Origin of the sequence: Halopseudomonas sp. Lyrl_26 (assembly GCF_051948695.1) — a bacterium.
In the GTDB taxonomy this organism is placed as follows: Bacteria; Pseudomonadota; Gammaproteobacteria; order Pseudomonadales; family Pseudomonadaceae; genus Halopseudomonas; species Halopseudomonas formosensis.
This window is the reverse complement of sequence record NZ_JAYJLH010000002.1, coordinates 52,932-64,569: the sequence shown is the minus strand read 5'-3', so window position 1 is coordinate 64,569 and position 11,638 is coordinate 52,932. Positions and strand designations below refer to the sequence as shown.

The 11,638-nt window shown below is 55.7% G+C and carries 6 protein-coding genes; all 6 read right to left on the bottom strand.

The annotated features are described in order from the left end of the window. Positions 1-2: 2 nt before the first annotated feature. Positions 3-1,769: a BREX-1 system adenine-specific DNA-methyltransferase PglX gene (gene pglX, locus VF673_RS03670; RefSeq protein WP_440290936.1), complete on the bottom strand. Its 1,767-nt coding sequence runs from the start codon at positions 1,767-1,769 to the stop codon at positions 3-5. Continuing rightward, positions 1,766-4,786, bottom strand: a complete 3,021-nt coding sequence (locus VF673_RS03665) for a reverse transcriptase domain-containing protein (RefSeq protein ID WP_440290935.1) — start codon at positions 4,784-4,786, stop codon at positions 1,766-1,768. The genes pglX (VF673_RS03670) and VF673_RS03665 overlap by 4 nt, the downstream gene beginning before the upstream one ends. After that, positions 4,783-6,027, bottom strand: coding sequence for a Shedu immune nuclease family protein (locus VF673_RS03660; RefSeq protein ID WP_440290934.1), 1,245 nt, complete (start codon positions 6,025-6,027; stop codon positions 4,783-4,785). Before VF673_RS03660 ends, VF673_RS03665 begins: the two co-directional genes overlap by 4 nt. Continuing rightward, complete coding sequence (locus VF673_RS03655; protein ID WP_440290933.1) at positions 6,027-6,200, bottom strand: hypothetical protein; 174 nt, start codon at positions 6,198-6,200, stop codon at positions 6,027-6,029. Before VF673_RS03655 ends, VF673_RS03660 begins: the two co-directional genes overlap by 1 nt. After that, a complete protein-coding gene (gene pglX, locus VF673_RS03650; RefSeq protein WP_440290932.1) occupies positions 6,197-8,002 on the bottom strand; it encodes a BREX-1 system adenine-specific DNA-methyltransferase PglX in 1,806 nt (601 codons plus the stop codon). Before pglX (VF673_RS03650) ends, VF673_RS03655 begins: the two co-directional genes overlap by 4 nt. A gap of 79 nt (positions 8,003-8,081) precedes the next feature. Beyond that, the gene (gene brxC, locus VF673_RS03645; RefSeq protein WP_440290931.1) at positions 8,082-11,636 is read right to left on the bottom strand and encodes a BREX system P-loop protein BrxC; all 3,555 of its coding nucleotides are present in this window, start codon (positions 11,634-11,636) and stop codon (positions 8,082-8,084) included. Positions 11,637-11,638 lie beyond the last annotated feature (2 nt).

Here is an 11,638-nt window from a genome sequence, read left to right as displayed (position 1 = left end):
GATCAGTCTTCCTTGGCTTCTAAGCCGGGGATTTTCTTCAGTGCCTTACCTAACTTGAGGTAATTAACCTTAACGCCATCGTCCAGATCCAACTCGACCTGCTCGGTCGCCAGCGGGTAAAGCGTATCGCGCTCGTAATCATCCAGCTCAATAAGCTGTTTTTTGATGGTATCGGCTTCCTTGCTGGCCTTCGTCTTTTCGCTTTGACTGGCAGATGGGTTGATAGCTACCTGCTGCAGATAGTCCAGACGCGAGGCGAGCTTCTTGCGGAAATCGCGCAGGTAGCTGAGCACTACGCTGACGGTGTCCGGACGGTAACGGTGTAGGTAGACCAATGCGCTGAAGGTGCCCTTGGGGCTGCTGAACAGCCAGTAGATGGGACGCTTCTTGTAGCGCTTCACATGGTCGGCATAGAACTCGCCCAGGAAGTAGTCGCGTAGGCTGTAGTTGCGCTTGCCCTTGACGTTGAGCGCCTGCTCGATGAAGGCCAGGTTGTCTTCGTAATGCGCATCGCCAAAGGCCACACGCAGGAACTGGCGGAAGCGCAGGGTGATGTCGTCCGGGAACCAGTCGCCATCCAACAGCGGAATCACGTTATCGTCATCGGCAGGGAAGCTGGGCTGTGGCACCTGTGCCAGATAGTCCGCCAGAGTTTCGCCTTGGTTGGCCAGGATCAGCCCCGGCTTGTCGAGACTATAGCGGCCGAACATGCAGCCCACTGCATAAGACACCAGCTCGCGCATGGTGTCGGCCAACAGCATCGCCTCCAGCTCCTCCTCGCTCTTCTCACCGCCGTAGCGGTAGTGCGGATTGCAAGTGAGCGTAATCTCGTTGAGAGGAACTTCAGGAGTGAGCTCACCCTGCAGGCCGTAAGCGTCGATAAAGATGCGGTTGTTTTCTTCTTCCAGGCGCTGCATTTCCTGCGTCATCTCGCGCCAGTGGGAGCGGAGCTTGTGGTAGCTGGTCTTGAGAGTGGGCTGTCGATGGTCGGGGCGCACTAGCGGGAAGCTGGTGAAGTCCCAGGACATCTCTGTAGAGTCCCAATCGCCTTTTGCCAGTCCAACTAGAGGCTCTGCCAAATATCTGACATCCGGCAAGTTTATGGGAATTGCGTTTATTCCGATTGAGCTGTAGTCGAGCGTAGGACAAAGGATATTCAGAAACTCCTGAGCAACGTTACTATTCAACATAGACAAGAGCCCATTCTTGTCAGCTGAGATTGGAAATATGCACGATCCTTTAGTATCAAAAAGGAAGCCCGGAGGATTGTATCTCGCCGAAAATAGGCCAGAACTTAAAGATGAGTAAGTTATATTTTCAAGAAAATAGTATTCTTGATTTTTTAGACGACCGCCCGGCCTGAGTTTGTTGATCTCTTCAACAAACTCCTTAAGCTCTTCCCCGTTATTTTTCCAGTTGACCACATACTCATTGTTGCCAAACCAACGACGAAACTCGCCTCCTTTGTTATAGGCGTACCATTTCTCTGGCCTGAGCTCCGACTCGGTGGCGCTTTTGCAATCCACGCAAAGCTGCCCAAGGCTAACCTCATGCCAGAAGCGTAAGAACCGACCATTATCAGAGGTAGCCATGCCTTGTTTGGCATCAGCAACATCTCTTAGTTTTTCCAAGCCAAAATTTGAGAACACTGCATCGCTAGCCCAATAGGCGATTGGATACATTGGAATCTTCTTAAAATCTTCAGTCGAAGCCCGAAAAAAGTACTTCTCCATGCCCTGCTCGCGGCCGCTGTTTTGGTGATCACTCATTCTTTATCTCCCGCCGGCAATACCTTGCGGCCAAAATCAATTTCAAATCCATCCGGCACCGGTTTGAACGGTTTAGCCGGGGAGCGATAGCTGCTCTGGAACTGGCGCAGCGCTTGCACGTCGATCTCACCGATTACGCAATAATCGGTCACACCGCCCTTGACCCGCAGCACATCACGCTCCCAACTGTCTTTGGCTGGTGCGCGGATGCGGCTGTCGCCGTATTGGCGGTCATTGCACTGGATGATGTAGGCGTGCATATCCAACGCGGCAGACTCCACCAGGGCGTTGAAGGTTTCGGTGTCCTGGTTCCACTCGGGTACAAACAGCGCGTCCACCTTGCCGCGAAGGGCGGCGCGATGGCTGATGTTGGTCAGCTCACTGCAGATCAGCAGGGCAAAACGCAAGTCACCATGCTGCAGAATGGGCGGTGTTCGCCACGGCTTGTCAGGTTTCAACTCCAAGCCAGCCAGACGCTGCAGCTCCCGTTCCTCATGCAGGGCTGGGCGCTGTTTGTCCTGCCGATAGATCATCAACGAAGGGAAGCCCAATCCATCGTGCGACAGCGCAGCCCAAACCTGGTTGCGCACGCGCCCTTTACTGGCGTGCAGGTATTCAATGCCAGTGATCAACGAAATGCCGCGCCCCTGAAGCTTTCGGGCAATACGGATGAACCAGTGCGCGGGCAAGGCCAGCTCGGGCAGAACCAAGTAGCGGCTTTCCCTTGGCTGTGCAATTACACCATCCAGCAAGCGACACAAGCGCGCGTAACGCTCGGCATCAGGATCAGGCATGCGCATGACCGAAGCCGTCCAGCTCACCATCTGCGTTTTCCAACTGGAGACGGCGATGGCGTACTTGCTCTGCCGCTGGACATCCGGGATCTGTAGCACGCCGTGCTTGTCGAAAGCGGGCGCTGCATCACCAAGCTCGAAGCCGCGTACAGCAAGGACGACAGCTTGCATGGCCCCATGCGCAGCAGCATCGTAGGCCGCCTTGTTCAGGATAAACAGCTCCGGCAAGTTGTAAGGCCGGGTAGCAAACAGCAGCCCGTGCGGCAAACCTTTGAAGCGGATCCACTTGGCAAGCACTTGACTGCCTTCCAGCACAGTGTCTGGCAGCAAATCGGTCGATTGGTTGCAGGATGTAGCGGTCTTCCTTGCCGGGATTCCGCGCTGGGCCACCATTTCCTCGGGCAGACCAAGAAAGCGGAACGGCATATGCGCCAGATCGAATGAGAACAGGCGGGCCTGTTGGGCTTGAAAGCCTTTGGGTGACAAATACCAGCTCAGCAGTGCATCAACACCCAGAGCCGGCAGGTAGTCCGCCATGTGCGCTAGCCAAGCCGCCTTGCCGTCTTTCGACAGCCGGGGCGGAAAAGCTGCGCTGATGCTCTCGCGCACTGTGGTGAAAAGCTGCTTTTGCCAACGACCCAGCATTTCGCTGTGGCTTGGTTTGTCTTCTGTAGGGCAAGCCTTGATGCTGAGTTCGCAACCTTGTGCCACTTGCGTACAGAGTTGCTCCAGCCCACACAAAATCTGGCGCAAGGCGGCAAAGTCTTCGCATGCCGTAGCGAGGCGAATAACCCGAGGCAGGTAGAGCGACAGATCAAAAAACTGTGGCAGCACCAGCACGTGCTGAACAAAGGCACGGAAGAAAGTCTGCCGATGCTCGCGCCACGCGTCTGGCTGCAGGTCACGTTCATAGGCTTCAAAGTCGCGCAGCTTGATGGCAAAACCCGCGCGGCGCATGGTCAGGGCATCCGCCTTGCGCAGGTTGTCGGCGGCCTCACCGTCGCTTTGCGTGGCAGCCAAAAGATCGGTGCCCACATGGCTGGCAGCGCGCGGCAAACGAGGCATAGCGCGCCATTCGCTGGCCCGCTCGTGGATCTGGTGAGCAATAGCATCCACCAGGGTTTTGCCCGGCTCGCCTGCCAACATGAACACCTTGTTCTTGGCGTTGGCAAAGCGGATCTGGCTGTCGCTCAAATAGACGGGCTGAAAACCGATCTGCTTGTACTCCTCACCTAGCACCCACGCCAGCATGCCGCTGGAGCGGGCGAACAACCACTCCCACAGCTCAGCCGTGGAACGGAAGCTGGCACGGTTCTCCATGACCAGGAGGATGTCGTCTACATAGCGGCCGTAGTACAGCGGCGCAATCTGCTGCTCGACGACGCGATCCAGCTCAATAAGCGCAAGGTTCGCCACCACGGCTGAAGCTGGCAGACCTACGGGCAGGCCCTTCTTCAGCGGCGTGGCTGCCGCCCATGCCTGCAGCGCCTGAATGAAGAGGCGATGCAGCTTAGATTGAGCGGGCGACAGTTCCAGCCCCAGCACATCCGTAACGAAGGCTGGATTGAGCATGAAACCAGGATTCAACTCGTGATAAAAAGAGCTGACATCCGCAGTGAGCGCTACGATCTTCTTGTCTGCGTCCAACGCAGTACGCATGGCCTCGATACCCTGGTCACGCCAGTCGCGGAAAGGCTTCAGGTACGGCTGAAAAGAGCCCAGCGAGAGCGCGTTGATGCCTTTCTTGTCTTGCGTGCGCCGCAATCTGTTGCCATAGGCACAGTCGGTCAACTTGTCATCGAACAGATGGCCAACCTCCAGCATCCAGAGGGTGGACAGCACATGAAAATCCAGGCTGCACTGGGCCATCACTCGAAATTCAGCGTTGGGCTTTTGGGGATGCTCGCCTTCAGCCAGCAGGCCACAGGCGTGAGCCCACTCCTCGGCCGGAGATGAAAAGATCAGGCCATTGCCATTCTGCTTGCGATATTCATCCCAGCAAGACATGTCCACCGACTTGGTGGCCAGAGTCCAGCCGCCGATAAACTCGGGTTGCGTGACCCAGGACTCATCATCGCTAAGCAGCTTCGCGAGCAAAGCGGTCAGGTTGGCATGGAGTGCATCCTCGTAGTGCGCAATCGCGTCCAGCGATGCATGAGACGAGTAGTACAGATCCACCTTGGCTTTGCGGTAAGCCAGACCTAGGGCTTGGAGGGAAGTCATGCGCCTCTCCGGTTTGATGTCACACTCCGTGCTGAATTCTGACGCCTCATCATTTCAATGATGTTCCCCACCCGGCGCAATAGGTCGTCATAAGTCATGATGTCGAGCATGTTGGCGTATTTACGCCGGATGATTTCAAAGTCAAAACGCTGCTGCCCCACAAAATCGTTATCACGCCCGAGCAGGATCATTGCCTTGGGATTGGTGATCTTGAGCTCAACCCAAGCTGGCAACTCACTTTTCCGCTTGTTGTAGATTTCCTGCTCACCCGCGTGGCCCCATTTACTCAGGTGGAATAGGTATTTTTCCGCCTGCATGACAGATCCGGCCAATTCTTTCTTCGGCGTGTGGCTGTCGCGGTATGTGCTGCGGGACACCATTGCATTCGGAAAGGGCTTTTTGACTTCGATGATGTCGATGTTGCCATTCGCATCGACCAGCATCAGGTCGATGTAACGGTCGGTGGTTTTGGAAGCATTGGTGTAGAAGTCCTTGATATGGACATTCTCAAGTACCGCAACATACTTGGGGAAAACAAACAACAGCAAGCCCAATATCTTGGCCTGCCAGTCCTTCTCAGAGTACGCATCCACCTGCTTCAGCATGGACTCCAATTCTGCATGAACATACTCAAACTTCTGCAGCTCAAAGTTGGAAACAATGCTTTCACGGGACGCGGCAGGGAGCTTCTTCTTGCGCTTCAGGTACTGATTCAGCTGGCCTTCGGCATCCGAGATCGTTCCAAAATAGTCTTTGAGAACCCGCACAATACGGGCTCGGGCGTAATGGGTGAGCTCGGTGCTGGTCGGAAAGGTTTTTAGAAGCTGCTCAAAGTCCGCCAACGGGATGGCGCTTTCGTTGTCACCGCCAACGACGATAGGTTCATCAATCAATTCATCGATTCTTCGGAACACCGAAATATCGCGCTGCGCAATGAATGTGCTCGGTACCAGCGTCATCCCACTGTCGAGCAGAAGGTCGTGCTTAAGGCCAAGCACGTCACTATTGATCTTGTAGTAGCCGTCCTCCAATAGGCCGAGCAAAAAGATGCGTTCGCTGTCGTCCCCCTCTTCAGAGGATGCAGACGGGGTCAGCAGATCTGCGCCAGTGAAGGTGAACGTGCGACGCAAAGTCACTTCGCCGTCTTGCCGAAGCTTCTCATCGAGCCAACGCGCATCGTTGAAGCGATCAGGCTGATACATCAGTAGCAGTTGGTTCTCTTCGGCGACAATATTGATCACTAATCAACCTCACGCGCGGCCTTTGGCCCGCCCTGAACAAGAATGGCCTTGAGCAGCTGGATCTTTCTGGCGCCGTTCTCGCTAATGACGATGTTGATGCACTGCGAGAAATCGATGGTCAGATCGATGAAGGCCGTAAAGTTCTTGTGTTGCAGGCTGGTGATCAAGCTCACTTGCCCACCTTGCGTGCCGCCTGAATGATCTCCAACGCCCGAGGCCCTTGCTGGTCGGCACCTCGGAAGTCCGAGAGACGCACATATCCGCCGCGGAAGTCAGGTTTGTGAGCATTCTCAACGGTGAAAGTGCAGATGGGCACGGTCGCGCCGTCAAAGCCGGAGTATTCAAGCTGGATGAGTGAAGTGATCGTTTTCCGGTCGATCAGAATGGTGCGCAGTTTTTCGTAGCTGGAAATAAACATCCAGACAAACGGGGTCATGAAGCCAAGCTGGCCTTTGGGGAGAGAGAGCTCCAGATTGCGTACAACAAATGCTGAAAACAGGTCTGTCTTTACGGGCTCGTAGTTTTCTTTCAGCCATGCACCAAGCCTTGGATTCATGCCCTTGCCGCCCATATAGGGCGGGTTGGCCACCACCACGGCATAGCGTGGGCTAAGAGCCTCAGCCATACGTAGAACACTCAGCACTTTTTTGTGCGTCTCGGCCAGGAACAGGTTGCTGCTCATGTCCTTGCTCTCCAGCGTGGTCAGCACATCGGCCACGTTGGCGACCTTGGGCACAATTAGCGAGCCGAAGTTGTCGACTTCGCTGAATTGCTGCAACGTTTCGCGCAGGCCGTAGGTGAACAAGTCACGGCCAACAAAACCGATGTACTCGTCCAGCTCTTCACTGCTGAAGATCACTTTCTCCAGCACGGTGATGTTCGGCTCGACGCCTTTATTGAAGAAGCGCCGCTGGCGAGCTCGGGCTTTCATGGTGAGCGCAAAGGCAGCCAGTTCTCCTGCACGCTCGTCCAGCTCGATGCCGAAAAGGTTGTGGGTGAGGATCTTTTCCGGGATCTCAGCCGGGTCATAGCCCTCCTCTTCGTACATCGCATACAGCAGGTCGAAGGCGTAGGTGAGCATGTGACCGGAGCCGCACGCCGGATCGCAGACTTTTATGTCCTCTGGGCCGGTGATTTTGAGGAAATCACTCTCAGGCTTCTCTGGCGGGATGAAGTACTCCATTTGCTCTGCCAGCCGTGAGTTGGGCCGGTTGAGCAGCCAGAGTCGGCCCAGCGAGTTGTCCACCAGATAGCGCACAATCCAGTGCGGGGTGAACAGCTGAGTGGCAGCCGGGATGTTCTCTGGAGTGATCTTCTGATTCTTCTTCAACCCCTCGAACACCGCGTCCTTCTTCTCGGAGATGTAGAACTGGTACAGCCAGCCGATCACCTCAACATCTTTGCAGGCGTCAGGCGTCATGGCTTCCCGCGTGTAGGCCAGGATAGAGTTGCCCGAAAGCAAATCGTCGGGCATCAGCAGCTCGGTGTAGTCATCGATGCGCTCGAACAGGAAGGGCATCGACTGGTGCCAAGCGTTGCACGCAGCAACTACCAACAGGCGGTAGGCTTCGCCTTGCGAGTCGTTGCTTGGTGCGCGGCCCGCTAGCAGATCCAGGACCTTCTGACGATTCTGACTCGGCACCATCTCCTCGTCAATATGCCCCATCTTGGCTTCAGCCAGGATCTCAGGCTGGAACTGCCCCTCAGCTGGAGACACCACACCGATGCGGGTGTAGCGGTTTACGTCCATGAAGCGCAAGGCACAGAAGCGGTTAAACCAGGTGTAGGCAACACGCTCTTCCACATGCTCGCGACCGGAGCTACTTATCAGTTTTTCCAGCTCAGCCACTACCTGGGCTCGCTCGCGGCGTGCAGCACTTTGCGGTGCCAGTACCACGTCCAACTTACCACTCACCTGATCAAGCAAGATGCGACGCGCGAATTGGGCAAATTTCTTGAGTTTGCTGGTATCCATCTATCCCCCACTCAGCCATTCAACCGAACGGCCCTAGACTTGGCCTCGCACCTGACGGGCCAGTTGTATTTATTCCGTGTCAGATCTGCACTCGGTTGCCGGCTTGGATTTCTTTCAGCCAGGCTTCACGTTGCTTCTGCAGGTATTCGTCCAGCTCGGCTTCACTGGTCAACCAGGGCTTTGCGTAGCCGACTTTGATGTGACGAGACTGCACAATTCGCGGCTCCGCCACTTTCAGCATCGGCTGTTCAGGCGTATCAGCACTGAGCGTTTCAGTGTTCTCGGGCTGCGTAGATGACGAGGGTTGCTCAGCAGGAGCCGGTTTTGGACGCGCAAACTGATCCAGCTTGAGCAACAACTGAGGGTATTGTTCGTCCTCGAATCGATTACGCTGGTCACGAATAACCGCAATGAGCTTCTGCCCTTTCAGCTGCTGCTTAGCCTGCGCAAAGGGTGCTGAGAGCTGCTGTTTCTGCGCCGCGTCGAGAGCTCCGTACCCCTCAGCCCCCTGCAGGCGCTGCTCCAGCTCATCGAGCAACTGCTCACTGGCCCTTTGCTCACTGGCCAGTTGGTTGGCAATGGCAAGCTGAAGCGCCTCCAACTGCTGCCGAGCTTGTTGAAGACGATTGCCTTGCCAGGGCTTTGCATCTGCGAGCACGGCTCGAATGGCGTCAACTTCCGCCGAGCCGACATAGGCAAAATTCTCTTGCTGCTCTTGCACCAGCAGACGAGCCTGATCGTAGATCTCTTTCTGCGGGCTTTTCATAAAGCGCTGCACAGGGTCGATGATCTGCTCTTTGGCCTCTAGCAGCGCATCCTCTGCGCGGGACAGATCCGTCAGGAACCAAGCTGGATTTTTGGCAGCTATTTCCTTGAGAGTCGCCAGCACACCGTCCAAGGCACTGAGGAAGGGATACTGCACCTTCTGACCGTGCAACTCAGCCAGATCGATCTCCAGCTCCTTGATGGCATCTATGGTTTCACGCGCCAGAGCGCGGGCTTCATTGCTGCTGGCCGGCTCGCCGATGAAATCCGCAAAGAAATCCTTTAATGCACGTACCTGGGACGCGCTGAACTCGATCTGCGGCTCCAACACCAGGGTAGCGTGGGCATTGGTATTGCGCAGGCTGCGCTCCAGCAGATCCCCTTCCAGGGGATTGCTGTCCTGACGCACCTCTACCTTGCCTCGCGCGCAAAGCAGGGCGAGGTTGCAGAGAATTGCAGCGTAGTACCAACCGTAGCTCTTGCGTTCGAAGCGCTCGAGCAAGCTCTTGACCGTGGTGCGAACGCCACTGCGAGCATTGGTCTGGATAAAAGCCAACAGCTCCTGCTCGGGCTCACTCAGGCTGGTAGCATCATTGCCAAGCAGTCCATCCTGCCCCTGGCGTAGGTACTTGCCAATATCAGCCTCGCTGAACGGCACATCCCGCAACATGCGCAGGTTCGGATAGGTGGTCTCGATGAGCTGGTAGAAACCTTTCAGAATTCGTGTCTGACCATCGGTACTGGGGGCTTCTATATCGGCCGCATTGATGATCAGCTGGGCACCTGCCAACAGGTGCTTGGCACGCTCCTGGATATCCGCAAGGCGCTCGGTGTTCTGGAAGCTCTTGGAGTCTAGGATTCGTTTGACAGCCTCCTGTTGAGTGCTGCTGTTCTGACGAATGTACGTCTCCGTGCGCTTGTACATGGTCAGATCTTGCATGAAGCGCGCATCTGCAGGCAGCACGACACGCAGCTCATCACGCCCCATGCTTTGCATGCGCTGCACGGTGAGATTGTCGAAGTTGTCGCTGAGCGGTGTTACGACATGGATGGTGAGCTCATGCTCCCGACTGAGCACCCGATCATCCATCTTGCGGGTATAGGAGTAGTCCTGGCCGTTCTCGTAGCGGATCTTGCGCTGCTTGATTGCCCCATCAAACAGCAAAACCTCCAACTCCTTGAGGATATCCGCAGACTCCACCTCGGTGTTTTTGATCTCCTCCTCAATGTCCTTCTCTTCGTCAGTGAGGTACTCGTAGAGGTCGCCGTTACGCTGAATGTAGGTCTGCTGCTCAAGCAGGTTAAGGGCAGCTTCCAGCTTCTTGCGTTGGGCAGGCACGTCCTCGCCGAAACGCTCCAGCATCAGCACACTGAGGTTGCGCAGGGTGGCCTTGAACTCCTTGACGTACTTGACCAGGAACAGAGCCTTCAATACACGGATGGCATATTCGTCCCCCAAGTGACGCTCGGCGTTGTTGATCGCGCTCTGGATTGCGCTTTTCAGCGCGCCACGAATGCCTTCAAACATTCGGTCGAAGGTGGCGAGCTGGCCAACTGGTTCGTTCTCAATGGCGATGGCCACCTCTCGGAACACGCCGAGCATGGAGCGCTCACCTACCGAATTGGCCTTACCTTCAAAGCCATTGTGCAAAGAAATGCCACGGATGGCCGACTGGAACAGCGGGAACTGATACGGCACAAACGGATAGCAGTAGGTGAAATGCTCCAGATCTCGGAAGTTCTGGTAATGCTGGCCGCCATCGGCGAACTCGAACAGGGTCTTGAAGTTATTGAACTGCTGGTCGTAAACAGTTTTCAGCAGATCTGCACCGCTATCATTCTTGGTCAGCAGACGCTTCTGGATCACCTCAGCCACGTCAGCGCTGGTGAGCTTGAGACGGTTAGCAAAGCGAGCCTGGATCTTGGTGAAGTCATTACTCTGCTGCTTGCTCATGTCCCCGAGCACGGAGTTCATATCCTCTTGGGCGGTAACGATGATCCAAGCCCTCCCCTGGCACTTAGTCGCCAGGCTTTCGGCGACAGTCTGCAGGTTGGTCATCAGCTTGGTGTTTTCGGCGATGTATTGGCCTACCTCATCGACGAAGAAATTCAGACGGAAATTGGCTGGCTGCTTGTCTAGCCAGGCTTTGACCTGATTGCCGAAGTCCTCGATGGAGACGCTGTACTGGGTGCGGTACTTGTCGAGGATTCCCTTGGCCAGAGTCGGATCTTCACCGGTGATCTGCGCATAGGCCTTGGCAATGTTGCCAGACTCCAGCAGAGCCTGCTCACGACCACGCTCCCAGGGCTTTTTGGCGATGGATTGGTAGGCCTCCTTGAAAGCATCGAACTGCTCGCGGCTGTCGAGATCACGTTCGAACTGGGCAATGTAGCCCTGCTTGCCGAAGTAACCGCACATCTCGTTGAAGACCTTGACGAAGACCGACAGCAAGGCGTCGATCTGCGTCTTGCTGATGATGTCGGCCTTCTGGTCGATGTTGAACAGGATGCTCTTCGAGGGGATGGCGACAGCCTGCTTGAGCTTGCTGCGCAGCAGTGCATCGTCTTCGTGGATCTTGGGCAGGAAGATATCCAGGGCAGAGGAGCCATCGATGCGGCGGTTTTCCAACAGAAGCGCCAGCATCTTCAACAAGTGAGATTTACCCGACCCGAAGAAGCCTGACACCCACACGCCATTGGCGCCGTGATAGTCGGTGTAAGCGTCAAGAAAGTGTTCCAGGCGCTTGGCGACCTCGTCGGTCAGCACATACTCGCTCAGCTCGTTATACAGGCTGGCTTCATCATCAGCCTTGATCACCCCTTCAATAGGACGACTGACGGGGTTCAGGAAAATGCCGTTGAGTTCCATCT

Bases quoted from the DNA above. Each gene is read 5' to 3' on its own strand.
- pglX (WP_440290932.1), bottom strand. From the start codon at position 8,002: ATGGATACCAGCAAACTCAAGAAATTTGCCCAATTCGCGCGTCGCATC.
- VF673_RS03665 (WP_440290935.1), bottom strand. From the start codon at position 4,786: ATGACTTCCCTCCAAGCCCTAGGTCTGGCTTACCGCAAAGCCAAGGTG.
- pglX (WP_440290936.1), bottom strand. From the start codon at position 1,769: ATGAGTGATCACCAAAACAGCGGCCGCGAGCAGGGCATGGAGAAGTAC.
- brxC (WP_440290931.1), bottom strand. From the start codon at position 11,636: ATGGAACTCAACGGCATTTTCCTGAACCCCGTCAGTCGTCCTATTGAA.